The organism is Nitrosospira sp. CT, from assembly GCF_059489795.1.
This window is the reverse complement of sequence record NZ_JCAHZJ010000038.1, coordinates 1-16434: the sequence shown is the minus strand read 5'-3', so window position 1 is coordinate 16434 and position 16434 is coordinate 1. Positions and strand designations below refer to the sequence as shown.

Here is a 16434-nt window from a genome sequence, read left to right as displayed (position 1 = left end):
CGAAAAAGACCGGGAATCAATCTGATTGCCGGATGAACAAACCTCGTATCCGCGTCATAAAAGAATACCTCCTGCTTATTCTTCAGTTGCCAATACCCGAACCGAAAAGCCCGGAGAATAATGCCTCCCCTTTCGCCTGGCCTGCAGTCTTCCACTGGAAAAGCCTTGCTGTTCAGGATGAGTGTGTTACCGAACAGAGAGAGCGTGTTTTCGTCCTTAAAATTCGGGCTTCTGCTCTAATTCGAGCTGAGTGATTGATCTGGGATCAGAGGCACAGACAGATTGGAATGCAGTTTGTGTCTCCATTGAAAATCTCGTAGTCCTCGATCGCTGCGGCATCCAACATACTCTAGCTGGACGTGCAGACGCCGGCCTGTCGAAACAGGAAGTGCTCTCGTGTGAATGAGGTGCCTTCTTCTGTTTCATTACCGGCAGGCGCCTCGTGACCGGCTTCAATGAAAGGGGAGGAGTATGAAGAAGAGAATTGCTCTCATCAGTGAACACGCTTCACCCATTGCGGCAATAGGGGGTACGGACACCGGCGGACAAAATATCGCGGTTGCTGAACTGGCCCGGCATCTTGCCGCCCTCGGCTACGAAATCGACGTCTTTACCCGTTGGGACGACCGGCGAGTTCCAAAAATCCTCAACTGGCGGGATGGCATACGCATCGTGCATGTCGAAGCCGGGCCAGTCACGTTCATCCCTAAGGAAAAGCTGCTGCCTCATATGCCCGCCTTCACGCGGAACATCCTGCGGTTTATGAAGACGGAAAATAATCGCTACAAGCTCGTTCATGCCCATTTCTTCATGTCAGGGCTGGTGGCGGCGGATATCAAGCGGAAACTGGGCATTCCTTTCATCGTTACCTTTCACGCTCTTGCAAAAGTACGGAGGCTTCACCAGGGGGGGAATGACTGGTTCCCGGACGAGGGCTTTGCCATCGAGGAAAGGGTGATTGCAGAGGCTGACCAGATTGTTGCCTTGTGCCCGCAGGATCGCGATGACCTGGTCAATCTCTATGAAGCTGATCCGGGAAAAATCACGGTTATTCCAAATGGATTCAGGCCGGATGAAATCTATCCTCTCGATAAGCTGTTCGCACGCATGGCGCTGAAACTCGATCCCCAGGAAAAGATCATCCTGCAGCTGGGGCGCATGGTGCGGCGAAAAGGTGTCGATAACGTCATAAAAGCGCTGGGCTACATGCGGCGCGAGCACAACTTCGAAGCGCGCCTCCTGATAGTGGGCGGGGAGTCGGATGAGCCCGATCCAAAAACAACGCCTGAAATCGGTCGCCTGCAAAAACTGGCTGAAGCAGAGGGTGCGGGCGATCTCGTGACGTTTGTCGGACGCCGGCCGCGCGACATGCTGCATTACTACTATAGCGCGTGCGACGTATTCACGACCACGCCCTGGTATGAACCGTTCGGCATCACCCCGCTTGAAGCCATGGCCTGCGGGACGCCCGTGATCGGTTCAAATGTCGGGGGCATTAAATCCACGGTCATGGACGGCAGGACGGGCTTTCTTGTGCCACCCAACGACCCCGCGTCGCTTGGCCGCCGCATCATCGAGCTTTTGAGCAGTAACAAGCTCATGACGTATTTCAAGGAAAACGCTATCCGCCATGTCAATCAGAATTACACATGGATGAAGGCAACGCATCTCACGGCCAACATGTACGAGCGGATTGCAACGCAGAACCCGCTGCGGGCAGACGACGAAGAAGATTCTCTGTCGTACATCGACGACTCCTTCGGGGCATTAATAGAGACTATTGAAAAGTCCAGGCGGAAAATCCGCCTTGCCACTCTCGATTCGGCCCAGGCTATTTACCGATCGCTCGCTCGTGGCGGGAAGGTGTTGGTTTGCGGCAATGGCGGGAGTGCCGCCGAAGCGCAACACTTTGCAGCCGAACTCATGGGACGGTTTGAGGCGAACGGTCGCCGCGGCTTGCCCGCAATGGCACTCACTGCCGATACCGCCTTTGTGACTGCCTGGTCGAACGACTATACATTTGATGATGTATTTGCCAGGCAGGTCGAAGCACACGGACAGCCGGGAGATGTCCTGGTGGTCATCAGTTCGAGCGGGCAGTCAGTCAACCTGGTCAAGGCGCTCCGGACTGCGCGCCGGCGCGAGATGTTCTGCATCGGCCTGCTCGGCAAGGAAGGTGGACCTGCCAGCGAACTGACTGATGTCAGCATCATCGTTCCGTCAAACGAAACTTCACGCATCCAGGAAGTACAACTGCTTGTTCTCCACGTGCTGAGCCATCTGATCGAGCAGCAAATCGTGGTGGACGACCTGGATACCATTCAGATAACGGAAGAGTGGTCAATAAAGCACTTCCAGGTCCAGGGACTGGCTAAAAACGTTAATAAGAGGAAAATCAAGCATGAATCAACAAAATGTGACTGACAAAGTCGTTATTGTCACTGGGGCGGGCCAAGGGTTAGGCGAGGCGATTGCGAATACGCTCGGCGCGGCAGGAGCGGTTGTCTGCGCCTGCGACATCAAGGAAGACAAGGTAAAAAACGTAGCCCAGGCCATTAACGATGAGGGCGGCACTGCTTATCCCTTCGTGCTGGACGTGCGCAATGCGGAGGATATCCGGCAGACTATCGATGACATCATGGCCGGACATGGGCGCATCGACATACTGATCAATAACGCCGGTACCGACATGACCCTCGGTATTGAAGATTTAAGCGTCACGGATTGGGACCGGGTGGTGGACGTCAACTTATGTGGTCCCTTCCTGTTGTCGAAAGCCGTCTATCCGCTCCTCAAGCGTCAGGGCAGGGGGCATATCATCAACATTGCCTCGACAGCCGCGAAGCGGGTCTGGACCGAGGCAAGCGCCTATCACGCCAGCAAATGGGGCCTGCTCGGTTTCAGTCATGCGCTGCATGCGGAAGGGCGCAGGGACAATATCAAGGTCACTGCGGTGATAGCAGGCGGAATGCGCACGCCTTTTATCATGGATAGGTTCCCCGATACCGATCCAAACGTCCTCCAGGATCCAAAAAATGTGGCCGAAACCGTGCATTTTGTTCTCACACAACCGGACGAAACAGTGATCCCGGAAGTAATGGTTCTTCCGATGCGGGAGACATCGTGGCCGTAGTGCTTAAGGAAACTGAAGAAATTGGAACCGGAAAGGCGGTGTTTATCGACAAGGATGGCACCCTTGTTCACGACGTGCCCTACAACGTCGATCCCCGGCAGGTGCGATTGATCGCGGGTGCGGGTGCAGCACTCCGGAATATGAAAAATGTGGGTTATAAATTGATTGTCATTTCCAATCAATCCGGCATCGCCAGGGGGCTGTTCGAGGAAAAGGATTTATTTCCTGTTAACCGCTGCATCCAGTCCTTGCTGGCCGAATATGACGTTTCCATCGACGCTTTTTATTACTGCCCCCACGGGCCGGCCGATGGTTGCCAATGCCGTAAGCCGATGCCGGAAATGATTTTACAGGCAGCCAGAAATCATGATGTGTACCTTCAAGCCTCCTGGATGATCGGCGATATCCTGAATGACGTGGAAGCCGGCAATCGGGCGGGTTGCCATACGATTCATCTGGATAACGGTAACGAGACGGAGTGGGTAAGGGGTAATTACCGCGAACCCATGTATTCGGTAACGGATTGGATGGAAGCCGCCGAGATTGTTTGTCAGGGCGCCGGCTGCGATGCGACGCGCAGGGAGGTTGCACACTGCTGATACCGGCAGTTTTCTCGATTGCCCCCTGAAATTTGCTTTGACCCCGTGTAGCTCATGCACAGGTGACACATCCCAGGTAAAAGGAGACAGCATGAACAGCAGTTATCTTGCCACTATCGATCGTTTCAGCGATTTGAATGTGCTGGTAATCGGCGATGCAATGCTCGATGTGTATCTCGACGGGTCGGCAAGTCGTATCTGCAGGGAGGCCCCTGTTCCCATCGTGGATATCAGGGATGTCAAGGCGGTGCCGGGAGGGGCGGCTAATACGGCAGTAAATCTGGCACAACTGGGGGCCACAGTCCACTACCTTTCGGTTGTCGGATGTGATCACGAGGCCGAATTACTGAAAGAATCGCTCGTCAGTCATGGCCTCGACATTTCCCTGGTTATCTGCGATCCCACCCGCCGCACGCTTACCAAACAGCGTGTAGCCGCGGGCGCCCAGCTGCTGGTGCGTTTCGACGCAGGCACGACGGAACAGGTATGCAACGAGCATGAACAGCAGATGATCGATACCCTGAACGAAAAGTTTCATGAGATGGATGCTGTCGTTGTTTCCGATTATGGCTATGGCATTATCACGGACCCGGTGATCAATGCTTTGCGTGTCTTGCAGAAAAAAAAGGAAAATATCTTGGTAATCGACGCGAAATCGCTCGATAAATACAGCCGGCTTGGGGCGACTGTAGCCAAGCCGAACTATCAGGAACTCGTCACGCTGCTTGCCATCACGGAACCGGCACCTGTCGGCCAGCGTTCGGAGCAGATCAGGCTCTACGGACAAAAGCTGCTCAAAAAAACAGGAACCAAATATGTTGCAGCCACCATCGATATCGAAGGCGCATTGCTGTTTCAGCACGGCAAGGAGCCTTATCGCACATTCTCCAAACCGGTAGAGAACACTAGGGCAGCCGGAGCTGGGGATACTTATGTCAGCGCGCTTACGCTGGCCCTCGCCAGCGAGTCTTCCATTGAAGTGGCAGGTGAGATTGCCAAGTCTGCCGCGATGGTGATACTGCAAAAATCCCACACTGCGACCTGCACGCAGAACGAGCTACGGCATTACCTGGGAAGCAGCAGTAAATATATCCCGGACTGGCAAGGCTTGAATAATCGCTTGGCTGCATTCAGAAAAGAAGGCAAGCGTATTGTGTTTACCAATGGGTGCTTCGATCTGCTTCATAGCGGCCATGTCACCTATCTTGAGCAGGCGCGGGATTTGGGTGACGTTCTGGTGCTGGGCCTCAATTCCGATGCTAGCATTAAACGCCTGAAAGGGAGCAATCGCCCAATTAACAACCTATACGAACGTATCCGCATACTGTCCGGATTGGAGTCGGTGACACTCATGACGTCATTCGAGGAAGACACGCCGATCAACCTTCTGGAAGTCATTCAGCCGGATTTGTATGTAAAAGGCGGCGACTATACGATCGACACGCTTCCCGAAGCGCCGATTGTCCGGGCATACGGTGGAAAAGTGGAAATCATGCCTTTTGTTCAGGACCGATCCACGACAAACATCATATCCAGAATCAAAAGCATGGACAAACAGGTTGCCTAGCCGGGAAACCAAAGTGTTTGCCGAAGCCTGGAAAAATTACAAGAACCTATTATGCGTCCGCCCAGACAACATGGGCGACGTGTTGATGAGCCAACCGGCGATGCGCGCGCTCAGGGAGTCGGTTGCGGGCAGAAAAATTACTCTGCTGACTTCCACCGCAGGAGCATGCATTGCCCCCTTCATTCCGGAAGTGGACGAAACGATTCCGTTCGATGTTCCCTGGGTAAAGACGACCGAAACCAATGGGGCGCAACGGTTGCTGGCGCTTGCCGATGAATTGCAAGCCTTTCGGTTTGATGCCGCCGTAATCTTTACAGTCTATAGCCAGAATCCCCTGCCGGCTGGAATGTTGTGCTATCTGGCGGGTATCAAAACCGTTCTGGGCTATTGCCGCGAGAATCCCTACCAGCTTATCAATCAGTGGGTACCGGACAGGGAGCCTCTGGACTACGTCGTCCACGAGGTCGAACGGCAACTTCGCCTGGTCGAGATGGTCGGCGCGGAAACCTCCGATACAAGGCTCCTGCTGAAAATTCCGGAGGAGACGCGGAAAGAAGCAACGGACAGGATAGGGGGTATGTTAAATGCCGCTGGCATCCGGGCAGGTATGCGCTGGCTGGTGCTGCATGCTGGCGTCAGTGAAGAAAAGCGCCTCTACCCGGCCAGTAATTATGTGACGGCCTGCCAGTCGCTCATCAGGCAGGGCTATAAAATCCTGCTCACTGGCAGCGGCAGCGAGCGGGGCCATGTGGACCAGATCGCTCGCCAACTCGGGGCGGCTGCGGTGAATCTCGCTGGAGAGCTATCCATTGCAGAACTCATTATCCTGATCGAAGCGGCGCCCGTTCTGATGTCGAATAATACCGGTCCTGTCCATATCGCCGCTGCCGTCGGCACCCCTGTCGTTGTGCTGTACGCGATGACCAATCCGCAGCATACGCCGTGGCAAGTGCCGAGCAAGGTGCTTTACTTCGAGGTGCCGCCGGAATTGAGGACAAAGAACCGGCTGCTTCAGTCTTTCCCCGGACCATCCACACCCAGGGCTTCGCCGGAGGCAATCGGGGCGGCTGTGGGTGAGCTTGTTTCCTCACGGAGAAAACCCAGGTCCGTCATTCCAGGCCTGACCACGGAAAGGCTGATCAAATCCAATGGCCGCCTGGAGGCATCAATAACAAGGGATACATGATGCGGGAAGACATTACCGTAGTCATTCCTTCCTACAACCGCCCCACGGCGCTGGCGGTAACGCTCACCGGGCTTTGTTTCCAGCAATACCGCGATTTCGCCGTCGTTATCTCCGATCAGAGTGATCTTCCCGTATACAGGGATGCCTCGGTGCAGACGGCAATCCGCCTGCTGGAAAAAAAAGGCCATGCGGTGCAGCAACTGACCAACTTGCCTCGCCGCGGCCTGGCGCAGCAACGGCAGTTCCTGCTGGATACGGTTGATTCGCCATACTGCCTTTACCTCGATGATGACATTCTGCTGGAGTCTTTCGTTCTGGGAAACATGCTGCTGGCGCACCAGGAAGAAGAAATCGGATTTGTCGGGCAGGCGGTCATCGGATTGTCATACCGGAATGACCGCCGGCCCTGGGAGCAGGCGATCGAGCTATGGCACGGTCGCGTCGAGCCGGAGATCGTAACCCCCCAGCACGCGAGTTGGCAGCGATACTGCCTGCATAACGCAGCCAATATCCTTCATGTGCAGGAAAAACTGAAACTGACTCCCGACACCCAAAAGAAATACAAGATCGCCTGGGTGGGAGGCTGCGTGCTGTATGACACGGAAAAGCTGCGGGAAACGGGCGGGTTTGAATTCTGGCAGGAAGTGCCGCAAGAACACGCGGGCGAGGACGTCCTTGCGCAACTGAGAGTCATGAAGCGCTACGGTGGCTGCGGCCTTATCCCCTCCGGCGCCTATCATCAGGAAGCGCCGACCACCGTAATCAACAGAAAATTCGATATCCCGAAAGAACTGGCGTTATGAGCAGGAAATAAGACAGATCAGGAAATAAAATGTATTCATTCTTGGATCATCTAACCAATCGTCATTACTGGTTCGAGTAAGCCGGGCTCTGCCCGACAACCAAAAAACTGCCGGCAGAGCCCGACCTGCTTCTATAAATCTGTCATTCCAGGCTTTATCCGCTGCTGCCCGGAATCCGGCTTTAAACGTTGATGTCATATATTTACAACCCCTGGATACCCGTTTTCACGGGTATGACGTGTGTTGTTTGATTACTGAATTAAACAAAGCGCGTATGAAAAACCTCCAGCTTAAAAGCTTCGCACAGTACGACTTTCCTATCGAAGAAATAGAGCAAATTGCAAAGCACGCCGGAAGCATTATCAAAGCACACTATATCCAAGGTGTGGCACCCCAGTTCAAATCTCCTCGACAGGTTGTAACCACCGCTGACAGAGAGTCCGAGCAATTCCTGAAAGAAGCGCTTCTGAAACTCCACCCATGCCATTTTTATGGGGAAGAGAGCGGGGGGGTCGCTATTGAGCAGGACGACCAATGGGTCGTTGATCCACTGGATGGGACGGAAAACATGACGGGGTACCCACCGCTTCTTGCCATCTCCATCGGGCTTCTTCGCAACGCCAAACCTGTTCTGGGCGTGATTTACGATCCCATCCACGACATTCTGTATAGCGCACAGCAAGAAGGTTTGCTAAAAATAAATGGAGAGGTTACGCAACTGAGGAAACATACTGAACCCACAAACGCGGTTGTCAGCCTGGACTTTTCCTCTCAAATGGAAACACGGTCCGAAACACTCGGCCAGCTCTCAGGCGTATTACAACAAGCGCGGGCAGTAAAGGTTCTTGGCGCCCCGGTACTGTCATTGGCAGAAGTCGCCGCAGGACGACTGGACCTGTTTTTTCGTCCTTCGACCAAACTGACCGATATGGTTGCGGGGGTCTGCATGGTTAGGGTTTCGGGAGGGAAAGTGGTTGATTACGAGGGTATGGAATGGACGATACATTCGAAGGGGATTATTGCTGGGTCATCTGAAATGATAGAAGCTTATCTCCCTTGTCTTACATATTTCTGACGAAATTACCACAGGGGGCAGCTTCGGCCAGTTCTGAGCTAATCACTGAGTGGAAATGGAGTTGATTGACATTACACAGCGGAGTCAGTTTTATGTTCGGTTTGCTTAAGGACACGCCCGTGGTTGGTAAAGCTGACACCGTGATCCAGCGGCCGGTCACAGAAGTTTTCGATTTTGTTGGCCCTAATTTACTCGTGAACTATCCCAAGTGGTCGCGGGAAGTTGTAGAGTTGGTCCCGTTGACGGATGGACCGGTACGAATAGGAACGACCTGTCGCCAAGTTCGTATCGACCAGGGGAGGCGCTCCGAGTCTACATTCAGGATTACAGTATTTCAGCTAGGCCGGCATGTTTGCTTTGAGGGCATTTCTAATCCGTATCGGTGCGATTACCTTTTCGAGTCCGTTACACCCACCTCTGCAAGCCGTATTATTTTCACTTTCGAGCTGCTCAGCCTTGACGTGTATATGAGACCGTTTGAAAAACTGATTCGTATAGCGATCCAGGAAGGTACGGAAGAGACAGTGAGAAATATAAAAAAACTGGTGGAAGCGCGTTGTTAATATTCCTGCCCCTCACTGCCCATTGAACTGGGTTTTAATATTAGTGGTGCGGGACACGATAGGAGACACCAATGCTTTTCATTGATGATAAAGATCCTGGGTTAATTCCCCGAGTTCTCTGCACTATACTCGATTCTTGTGTCAATGGAGTGACCTTGGCCGATCCTGATATGGAAGATTTGCCCCTCGTCTACGCAAATAAGGCGTTCGCGGCCATGACTGGGTATACCCAGGAAGAAACTATTGGAAAGAATTGCCGTTTTTTGCAAGGTACAGATCGGGAACAGGAAGAGAGACCGCAGATCCGTGCGGCGATAACGAACAAGGAGCTGATCGAAGTCACGCTCAGAAATTATCGTAAAAACGGAGAGCTATTTTACAATCATCTTAAAATTATCCCGCTGTTCGACTCGCACGGAAAGGTTCTCTACTATTTAGGCGTTCAGTACGATATAACCACTCAGGTTCTGGAAGAAAAAGAAATCGAACGACTGAGTGAACGCCTTGCGTCGCTTACGAATAGCTCCAAATCTTGAAATCCGGTGATAGTGGATTGCCCACTCGATACCCTCATACCGTATTAGCCACTCCACTCTGAACTATAAGCAAATCTATAAGCTGAATGGAAAATCGATCTGTTGAAAACGCTGCTGCCCGAAGGGCTGATTGTTACAAATCTTTTTGAACGTGAAGAAAATATTATTAGCTTGGGTAATTGCAGCGATGCTGGCGGGGTGCGGAGGAATCCCAAAAGGAATTACTCCAGTCACAGACTTTGACATCGGTCGCTATCAAGGAGTTTGGTACGAGATTGCTCGATTCGAACATTCCTTCGAAAGGGGCTTAAATGACGTAACAGCAAGCTACGGTTTGCGCGATGATGGAGGCATTGACGTGGTAAACCGCGGGTGTGATGTCGAAAAAGGCAAGTGGCGTGTAGCAAAGGGGAGAGCTTACGCCGCAACAGCAGCGGACATTGGATATCTCAAAGTTTCTTTTTTTGGCCCTTTCTATGCCTCGTATGTGGTGTTTGATCTGGATAAGGCCAGCTATCAGTATTCGTTTGTCACTGGACCGGATCGAAACTACCTTTGGCTTCTGGCGAGAATTCCTCACGTCCAAGAGGAAGTTTTGGAAAAATTCATCAGAGAGGCAAATAGACTTGGTTTTAATACAGAGAAGCTTATTTTTGTTAAACATCATCCCGAGCCCTGCAATGCGGCGGGATGATTTAAAGCACAGGGAATTGAGCGAACGACCATTCGGCATCGCCTGCGCACTGTCATTGCTGTTTGAGTATTTGTGCGAGAAAAATGCGGTGACGCATATAAATTCCCTCCGCCAGCAGCTACCTCCCCTCCAGCAATGCCTTCAGTTCATATTTTTCACGGTCGATTTCGCCTCGCGTGCGTACGCCGAGACGCCTCAACAGCGGTAAAGGCGGGCACCATCCTTGCAGGGAGTGCTGCAGCAGGAACGACAGTACAACCGTGGGTAACGCCAGCCATTTCCTGTTGACAGTCAGCCCGAGCAAAAGACCGGTCAAGGCGAGTGCCGAGGCGTTGGCTTCAAGCGCGCGTTCGATGTCCCATTCCCTATCGAGCTCCTCTATGCGACGATTGATGACCTCCTCGCTGCTGTTCGCATAACGCCGGATATTACTATTTGTTTGGCGGTCTATCTCGCGGTTCACGTTTGGCGCTGTTGAGTGGCGAACGCGATCTCTGCTCGTTCGGTCTTCCGCATGTAACATGGCTCGTTCTCCTTTGAAGAAGTGATTCCGGGGGAGAGATTCATTTAAGTTTTTGAGGCCAGTGAACAGGTAACAGGTAACAGGTAAATCTTTATTTTTATCTTTATTTTTGAAGATTTCTGTATGGAAAGACACAATTGACGCAGAAAAAAATATTGTTCAATCAATAATTCAATTAATCTGCCTCCCCTCTATCCTCTCCATAGCTGGATTAGATAGGCAAAACAAGGAGGCGGAGTTAAAGTGAGGAGTTATGCAAATTTCTCAAGAAGTCTCCGCTTCGGCTTTCGTCCCCTCGCACAGTCCAACGAGCGTAGCGGAATCAATGATGTGTTCTTTCATGCTTGCCGCTACCCGAGTTTTATCCGCACTTGCGGGTAAATCCAAGATGGTATCCAGCGCGAATAACTGGAAGTGGTAGTGGTGGGTGCCGTGGAAGTATTTGGGGCAAGGACCTTCATAACCGTGCGTTCCCCCATTGGCAATGCCTTCCGTCCCGCCCGCGGGAATACTGCCGGCTGAAACTGTTGTGGTATCAGGGGGAATATTGAATACCAGCCAATGTACCCAGGGAACCGGTGTTGCATCACGGTCTTCCACGATCAGGACCAGGCTTTTCGTTTCTGTGGGAAGGTCTCCAAACTCCAGGGGAGGGCTGATATTTTCTCCCATGCAGGTATGTGGTTTGAGAACGATGGTGTGATCAGGAAAAGCCGGGCTGGATATGAACATCCGTGACTCCTTTCAATTAATGGCTTCAGAAAAGAAGAGTTAAAACAGGAGAATTGGCTACAAAAATAGCGGAACCCTGGCTTACATGCAATACTGTTGGGTGAAGGGATTCTGACCGTACCGGGAGCGCATGGAAAGCATATGGCTCAGCTGGGTAATCTGCCAATTAAAAAGATCGCGATTTTCAGGGCCTTGAAGCTGGGAGATTTCCTGCTGTTCGTCCCTGCGCTGCGGTTGATTCGGCGCGCTTTCCCACACGCCACCATCGATTATGTGGGCCTGCCTTGGAACAAGGCACTTGCCGTGCGCTACAATCATTATATTGACGAATTTGTCGAATTTCCGGGCTTTCCGGGATTGCCCGAGCATCCCTTCAAGGCCGAGGCGGTTACGGCCTTTCTGGAGGGCATGCAGCAGCGACAATACGACCTTGCTCTGCAAATGCATGGCAAAGGCACGGTGTCTAATCTTGTCGTCTCCCTTTTTGGAGCGGCTGTTGTGGCCGGGTTTGCGAGCGAGGACGGTCATTGGCCGAACTGCGATTTCTTCATGCCATACCCATCCAGCCAGCCTGAGTTGTTAAGGAATCTCGCGCTGCTTGAATTTCTTGGCTTGGGCCAGACGGACCGCGCGGGGGACAGGGCGATGGAGTTTCCGGTATTGGACGGGGACTGCCAGAAACTTCAGGAGCTGGAAGAATACGTGACTATTCTTGATAAACCTTATGTCTGCCTGCATCCGGGCGCTATCTCCGCAGCGCCCTGGCCTGCCGCGCATTTCGCGGAGGTAGCGGATAGGTGTATTCGGCAGGGTTTGAAAGTGGTGTTGACGGGTACCGCAGAAGAGAAGCCGCTTACGCAAGCGGTCGCGGGGAAAATGACGGACGCGGCGATTGATCTTGCCGGTAAAACCGACATCGGATCACTCGCCGCCCTTCTGAAAGGCAGCCAGGCGGTGATTTCGAATGACACAGGTGTTGCGCATCTGGCGGTAGCGGTCGATGCTCCAAGCGTTACTGTCTTCACCACGACTGATCCGGTGATCTGGGGTCCGTTGGATCAGGTTCGTCATCGGGTTGTTTCGCGAAACGCCGTGGGGACACCGAAAGCAGCAATCAGGGCGCTGGAGGAATTAATTGGGCATTAATGTGGAAGTAAAGGAGAATCAAGAAAGAAAAGAGAGAGCGACAGAGCAGGAGAAATTGCGCATTCTTACCTGGCATATTCACGGCAACTACCTCTACTACCTCACCCAGGCTCCGCTGGAGTTTTATTTGCCCAAAGGAGAGGGCGCAGGTTACGGAGGTCGTTCGAGTGGTTTCGATTGGGGGGACAACGTGCACGATGTGCCCATCGAACAGGTGAAGGATCTCGATTTTGACGTGATCCTGTTTCAGCATCGCAAGAACTACGAAGTTGATCAGTACGAAATCCTGTCCGAGGCACAGCGGCGGCTGCCTAAAATTTACCTCGAACACGATCCCCCGCAGGAACATCCAACCAACACCGCCCACTGGGTGGACGATCCTTCCATGCTTCTGGTTCACGTAACCGATTTCAACCGCCTGATGTGGGATAGTAACGGAACACCGACCGCAGTCATCGATCATGGCGTGACGGTGCCGGACAACGTGAAATACACGGGTGAACATGCCAAAGGTATCGTCGTGGTGAATAACATGCACAAGCGCGGCCGCCGTCTCGGTCTCGATGTATTCGAGAAAATCCGCGAACAGATACCGCTGGATCTGGTGGGGATGGGTTCAACGGAACTGGGGGGGCTGGGTGAAGTGTCGCATGATGAGTTGCCTGCTTTCGTCGCCAGGTATCGCTTCTTTTTCAACCCCATTCGTTATACCAGCCTCGGGTTATCCGTCTGTGAAGCGATGATGACGGGATTGCCCGTCATAGGGCTCGCGACAACCGAGATGGTTACTGCAGTTGAGAACGGAAAAAGGGGCTATGTCGAAACCGACGTGGACAAGCTGATTGAACGGATGCGTTATCTGCTCGACGATCACGATCATGCACGGGAATTGAGCCGGAACGCGCGCGAGTATGCAATCCAGCGATTCAACATCCAGCGGTTTGCCAACGACTGGCAAAGAGTCGTCAGCAACTTTGTTCAGAATGCTTACTGAAAAACAGCGGCGTAGTGAGCGACTTAGTGCTCGGTGCTCAATGGCTTGGCAATAATTCCGTGGCCAATCCAAGAACCTCTGCAACCGGTACACTTTCAACGAATGAGTACGGATGACTGCAATCCGGCTTCTGCGGCTGAAATGGCCAGGGTGAAACAGGCTTGATGCCGCATTGGGGGCATTCAAGCTGCCAGCTTATCGCAACGCGATGCCGGTCGCGGCTGAGCGGCCCCCAGTTGAGCACGTTGGGCGCCCAGTAAATCCCGACTGTACGTACCCCGACCGCGCGTGCCAGATGGAGCGGACCAGTATCGTTGCTGACAACGAGCGCGCTTTGCTGTAAAAGAGCGGACAAGCCGCCCAGCCCGAGATCAGTGCAGGGAAGGGCGGCGTAACTCATCGCCTTCAAGACATTCGCGACACGCTCTTCTTCTTTCGGCGTTCCCGTCACGACAACTTCATATCCCTTTTCAGCCAGATAGTTCGCTATCCCGGCAAAGCTGGCTGCAGGCCATACCCTGCGGAGGTCATCCGCGCCCGGGTGGATAACGACATAGGGTTTGCCCTTGATGAGTTGCCGGACTGGTTCTGCCTCCTGTTCGTCGGATTCCGTCACCTCGATGCGCGGTTCGAATCCGGTACTCGTGGTATGAGCCCCGATCAAGGCCGCCACTTCCAGATTGCGCAGAATCTCGCTCTGGTAATGCACATAAGGGATGGAACGGTCGAGGGATTCGGCAGGCGGGTTGCACATGCCTGCCGTCAGGCTGGCCCCGAATTTATTGATGAAGGGGTTGACGGATTTACCGTCACCCTGCATGTGAATGACGACATCGAGCTTCTCGCCTTGCATCGCCTGGCAAAACCGATCGACTTCCAGCGGGTAGGCGCAACTATCCGTATCGAGGACTTGGCCTTTTGACTCGACCGGATCATTGACGCCGGCAAGCAGGGGAATACCGATAACCCGATCCACTATTGACGGCCGACCGGCAAGGAATTCCTTTACCCAGGGTTTGGCAAGCAGGATGAGTTCTGCATCGGGATATGTCCGTTTAATCGCATCCAGGGCGGGCAGGATGACGATAAAGTCACCCAATGCCTTGGCGTGTAGAACCGCGATTTTGCGGGGTGAGAACGGGAGAGGCGGGGGAAAATTACCTGCTGCCAATGTCAGTAAAAATCATTTCTTGTTCTTTGTTTCCTGGCATTGTCCTCGTTGCCTCCACACGTTTCACCCTTCGGATGTCTTCGGGTGTATCTGTTCTCCTGCCGGCGGGCTTTATCCTGCCCTATACCCATGCCAGGAATTACTTGATATGCCCGATCGCCTTGCTCACATCCGCCGGCGTCTCATAGTCCTCATCCGGCAACTGTTCGAGCGTCTGCATTATATTCTCGTCAGCGCCCTTGGATTTGGCGTGATCCACGAGATCCTCCTTGTTCGCAGGGTAATCCATGCCGGACAGGAATTTCTGTACCTGAATCGGGTTTGCCTTTGCCATGATTCCTCCTTATCGCGATCGTTATCTCGGTTGCTTCATATTCAGAACTCAGTGTAGTTCATTTCCTGGCTGATTTCCGTGTAACTTTGATTGCATCCCTCCTTCATGAGAGAAGCGAATGACGAAGAAGCGGAGCGTGATGCAAGGCAATCCTCAGGCGATGGTAAAACTGCAAATCCTTATATGTGTGATGGCGAACTGAAATAAAACTCGATCAGGGGAAGAATAAAGTCACAAGCAACCACATGAATGATGGGCGAAACAACTCCCATCGTTTGAATATAAACAGTTTAAGGAGGCAGGCATGAACAACATAATCTGGTGGGTGGGTTTTATTGTTATCCTTCTCGCTGTCTTGAGCTTCCTCGGATTGCGTTAAGAAGTGGCGGCGCCAGCGGTTACTCCTGAGAGCAGGCTGTTTTTCGTCAACGACGATTGCGTGAACAGCAATTCTCCAACGAGAGTAATCCTGGTTCGTCACGTTTCCATAGCCCTGAAAGGGTTGACATTGCATCCGTATTTGCGCTACGTTCCTTCTGACCAGTTCGGAGTTTTGTGAAATTTCCTTCCTGAATCAACTACTCGCGTGATGGGTTATCGGTAATGGTGACTGCTGATCAGATTATTAACACCGCAGTTGAACTTGGCGAACAGAAATCGTGGGAGGCCGTACGCCTGCATGACGTGGCGGCTGCGCTGGGTATAACTCTGAATGACGTGCATGCGCATTTTCGTGAGAAAGAGGATATCGTTGAAGCCTGGTTCGAGCGGGCAGACAGTGCGATGCTCAGGATGGCGCAGGCGCCGGACTTTTCCTTCTTGACACCGCATCAACGGCTGCACCGGCTGATCATGACCTGGCTGGCCTCTCTTTACCCTTACCGCAAGGCTACAAGGCAAATGATCTATGGCAAACTGGAGCCGGGTCATCTGCACGTTCAGATTCCCGGATTGATGCGCGTCAGCCGTACCGTGCAATGGATGCGGGAGGCTGCAGGGAGGGATGCTACGTACTTCCGGCGCGCGTTGGAAGAAAGTGCGCTCACTTCCATTTATCTGGCGACATTTGTCCATTGGATGAACGACAGTTCGTCCAGTTCTTCCAGGACGAGCCGGTTTCTGGACGGATGTCTTTCCGTAGGGGAAAACCTGGATCGAATGATATTTTCCCGTCGACACCGGGGAGAAAGAACGGACAGCGGAGAAGCGCCGCAGGGTACATAAGGGTGTATAAGGGTACGTACGGGTAGATTAAGATGTAGTAGTCGCGATCCCATCAGACAGTCCCCGATTTGACTGGTGCAGTTGTCAGATCAGATTCAACTGTTCAGTAAAGTGATTTTATCGTTCCACACCTCCTTTCCGTCAATTAATGTTT

17 protein-coding genes are annotated in these 16434 nt (G+C 52.7%); 13 read left to right on the top strand and 4 right to left on the bottom strand.

Going from position 1 to position 16434, the window contains the following annotated elements; translation table 11 throughout:
- Positions 1-471 precede the first annotated feature (471 nt).
- From AC52W5_RS06255 to AC52W5_RS06210, 10 genes are all read left to right on the top strand, one after another.
- The gene (locus AC52W5_RS06255; protein WP_074972767.1) at positions 472-2424 is read left to right on the top strand and encodes a glycosyltransferase; all 1953 of its coding nucleotides are present in this window, start codon (positions 472-474) and stop codon (positions 2422-2424) included.
- Entirely contained in the window at positions 2402-3133 is a 732-nt protein-coding gene (locus AC52W5_RS06250) for an SDR family oxidoreductase (protein ID WP_495670376.1), read from the top strand. The genes AC52W5_RS06255 and AC52W5_RS06250 overlap by 23 nt, the downstream gene beginning before the upstream one ends.
- Entirely contained in the window at positions 3124-3732 is a 609-nt protein-coding gene (locus AC52W5_RS06245; RefSeq protein ID WP_495670375.1) for a D-glycero-alpha-D-manno-heptose-1,7-bisphosphate 7-phosphatase, read from the top strand. Before AC52W5_RS06250 ends, AC52W5_RS06245 begins: the two co-directional genes overlap by 10 nt.
- A 91-nt stretch (positions 3733-3823) precedes the next feature.
- Entirely contained in the window at positions 3824-5299 is a 1476-nt protein-coding gene (rfaE2, locus tag AC52W5_RS06240; protein ID WP_495670374.1) for a D-glycero-beta-D-manno-heptose 1-phosphate adenylyltransferase, read from the top strand.
- A gap of 13 nt (positions 5300-5312) precedes the next feature.
- Positions 5313-6485, top strand: a complete 1173-nt coding sequence (locus AC52W5_RS06235; protein WP_495670373.1) for a glycosyltransferase family 9 protein — start codon at positions 5313-5315, stop codon at positions 6483-6485.
- Positions 6482-7288, top strand: a complete 807-nt coding sequence (locus AC52W5_RS06230; protein ID WP_495670372.1) for a glycosyltransferase family 2 protein — start codon at positions 6482-6484, stop codon at positions 7286-7288. The genes AC52W5_RS06235 and AC52W5_RS06230 overlap by 4 nt, the downstream gene beginning before the upstream one ends.
- 247 nt (positions 7289-7535) lie before the next feature.
- Positions 7536-8363 (top strand): inositol monophosphatase family protein, encoded by an 828-nt coding sequence (locus tag AC52W5_RS06225; RefSeq protein WP_495670371.1) that lies wholly within the window; start codon positions 7536-7538, stop codon positions 8361-8363.
- 92 nt (positions 8364-8455) lie between these two features.
- Positions 8456-8926, top strand: coding sequence for an SRPBCC family protein (locus tag AC52W5_RS06220; protein ID WP_495670370.1), 471 nt, complete (start codon positions 8456-8458; stop codon positions 8924-8926).
- Positions 8927-8997: 71 nt separating this feature from the next.
- On the top strand, positions 8998-9462 hold the full coding sequence (locus AC52W5_RS06215) for a PAS domain-containing protein (protein ID WP_495670369.1): 465 nt from the start codon (positions 8998-9000) through the stop codon (positions 9460-9462).
- A gap of 130 nt (positions 9463-9592) precedes the next feature.
- Entirely contained in the window at positions 9593-10156 is a 564-nt protein-coding gene (locus AC52W5_RS06210) for a lipocalin family protein (protein WP_495670368.1), read from the top strand.
- Positions 10157-10274: 118 nt separating this feature from the next.
- Here the strand turns inward: AC52W5_RS06210 and AC52W5_RS06205 are convergent, their stop codons facing one another.
- Both AC52W5_RS06205 and AC52W5_RS06200 read right to left on the bottom strand, forming a co-directional pair.
- Positions 10275-10679 (bottom strand): hypothetical protein, encoded by a 405-nt coding sequence (locus AC52W5_RS06205; protein WP_074972753.1) that lies wholly within the window; start codon positions 10677-10679, stop codon positions 10275-10277.
- Between the two features lie 264 nt (positions 10680-10943).
- Entirely contained in the window at positions 10944-11411 is a 468-nt protein-coding gene (locus AC52W5_RS06200; RefSeq protein ID WP_495670367.1) for a YbhB/YbcL family Raf kinase inhibitor-like protein, read from the bottom strand.
- 141 nt (positions 11412-11552) lie between these two features.
- Between AC52W5_RS06200 and AC52W5_RS06195 the strand changes: the two genes are divergently transcribed.
- Complete coding sequence (locus AC52W5_RS06195) at positions 11553-12557, top strand: glycosyltransferase family 9 protein (RefSeq protein ID WP_074973194.1); 1005 nt, start codon at positions 11553-11555, stop codon at positions 12555-12557.
- Positions 12547-13551, top strand: a complete 1005-nt coding sequence (locus AC52W5_RS06190; protein WP_495670366.1) for a glycosyltransferase family 4 protein — start codon at positions 12547-12549, stop codon at positions 13549-13551. The genes AC52W5_RS06195 and AC52W5_RS06190 overlap by 11 nt, the downstream gene beginning before the upstream one ends.
- Before the next feature lie 37 nt (positions 13552-13588).
- Here the strand turns inward: AC52W5_RS06190 and AC52W5_RS06185 are convergent, their stop codons facing one another.
- On the bottom strand, positions 13589-14722 hold the full coding sequence (locus AC52W5_RS06185; protein ID WP_495670365.1) for a glycosyltransferase family 9 protein: 1134 nt from the start codon (positions 14720-14722) through the stop codon (positions 13589-13591).
- A 139-nt stretch (positions 14723-14861) separates the two neighbouring features.
- Entirely contained in the window at positions 14862-15056 is a 195-nt protein-coding gene (locus AC52W5_RS06180; RefSeq protein ID WP_074972745.1) for a DUF2795 domain-containing protein, read from the bottom strand.
- 603 nt (positions 15057-15659) lie between these two features.
- On the opposite strand from AC52W5_RS06180, the gene AC52W5_RS06175 reads away from it, so the two are divergent.
- The gene (locus AC52W5_RS06175) at positions 15660-16280 is read left to right on the top strand and encodes a TetR/AcrR family transcriptional regulator (RefSeq protein WP_495670364.1); all 621 of its coding nucleotides are present in this window, start codon (positions 15660-15662) and stop codon (positions 16278-16280) included.
- The last annotated feature ends 154 nt before the right edge of the window (positions 16281-16434 follow it).

What these genes read in the sequence shown, in the direction of transcription:
- AC52W5_RS06255 (WP_074972767.1), top strand. Translation starts at nt 472, where the DNA reads ATGAAGAAGAGAATTGCTCTCATCAGTGAACACGCTTCACCCATTGCG.
- AC52W5_RS06250 (WP_495670376.1), top strand. Translation starts at nt 2,402, where the DNA reads ATGAATCAACAAAATGTGACTGACAAAGTCGTTATTGTCACTGGGGCG.
- rfaE2 (WP_495670374.1), top strand. Translation starts at nt 3,824, where the DNA reads ATGAACAGCAGTTATCTTGCCACTATCGATCGTTTCAGCGATTTGAAT.
- AC52W5_RS06230 (WP_495670372.1), top strand. Translation starts at nt 6,482, where the DNA reads ATGATGCGGGAAGACATTACCGTAGTCATTCCTTCCTACAACCGCCCC.
- AC52W5_RS06220 (WP_495670370.1), top strand. Translation starts at nt 8,456, where the DNA reads ATGTTCGGTTTGCTTAAGGACACGCCCGTGGTTGGTAAAGCTGACACC.
- AC52W5_RS06215 (WP_495670369.1), top strand. Translation starts at nt 8,998, where the DNA reads ATGCTTTTCATTGATGATAAAGATCCTGGGTTAATTCCCCGAGTTCTC.
- AC52W5_RS06205 (WP_074972753.1), bottom strand. Translation starts at nt 10,679, where the DNA reads ATGTTACATGCGGAAGACCGAACGAGCAGAGATCGCGTTCGCCACTCA.
- AC52W5_RS06200 (WP_495670367.1), bottom strand. Translation starts at nt 11,411, where the DNA reads ATGTTCATATCCAGCCCGGCTTTTCCTGATCACACCATCGTTCTCAAA.
- AC52W5_RS06195 (WP_074973194.1), top strand. Translation starts at nt 11,553, where the DNA reads ATGGCTCAGCTGGGTAATCTGCCAATTAAAAAGATCGCGATTTTCAGG.
- AC52W5_RS06180 (WP_074972745.1), bottom strand. Translation starts at nt 15,056, where the DNA reads ATGGCAAAGGCAAACCCGATTCAGGTACAGAAATTCCTGTCCGGCATG.
- AC52W5_RS06175 (WP_495670364.1), top strand. Translation starts at nt 15,660, where the DNA reads ATGGTGACTGCTGATCAGATTATTAACACCGCAGTTGAACTTGGCGAA.